We start from the raw sequence: 644 nt of genomic DNA, 5'->3' as shown, positions 1-644 counted from the left end.
GATAAGCGGCACATGTGCAAAGCGTGGAATGTCAAAATCAAGAGCCTGGTATATTAGCAGATGTTTAAAGGTATTAGTGAGATGGTCAGAACCACGTATTATATCAGTTATTCCAGCATCATGATCGTCAACTACCACGGCAAAAATATATGTTGGAGTGTTATCAGAGCGTAAGATCACTATATCATCAAGCTGGTCGCTATTTACTTTGATTTGGCCGTATATTTTGTCATCAATGACGATCTCTTGCGAATCTGGCACTTTAAAGCGGACAACTGACCTCACACCCGATGTCATTCCAGCGCGTGACCACATATTTTTCCAGTGTCGGCTACTTGGATGACAAGAAGGAGGTTTTGTAGTACATTTATGCTTGTATATCTTGCCCTCTTCTCTTGCTTTTGCCTTCTTTTCTGCAACTTCATCTTCAGGGCAGTAACAGTGATACGCCCTACCCTTTTCAACTAAAAGGTTTGCTACTTCTTTATGCCGCTCTACTCTTTTTGACTGATATACTATTTCCCCATCATAGCTCATACCGAGCCATCTTAGCCCTTCTATAATTGCATCAATTGCTTCTTGTGTTGAACGTTTTCTGTCGGTGTCCTCAATTCTTAGCAAAAACCTGCCACCATGATGCTTTG

The 644-nt window shown here is 41.5% G+C and carries 1 protein-coding gene; it reads right to left on the bottom strand.

Features of this window, described 5'->3' with window-relative positions; all coding sequences use genetic code 11:
- Nucleotides 1-644, bottom strand: a 644-nt coding sequence (locus tag WG67_RS08250; RefSeq protein ID WP_458694983.1) for a glutamate--tRNA ligase, incomplete at both ends; no start/stop codon positions are given.

It is taken from the genome of Wolbachia endosymbiont of Drosophila incompta, assembly GCF_001758565.1.
Classification (GTDB): domain Bacteria; phylum Pseudomonadota; class Alphaproteobacteria; order Rickettsiales; family Anaplasmataceae; genus Wolbachia; species Wolbachia pipientis.
This window is presented reverse-complemented; position numbering and strand designations above follow the sequence as displayed.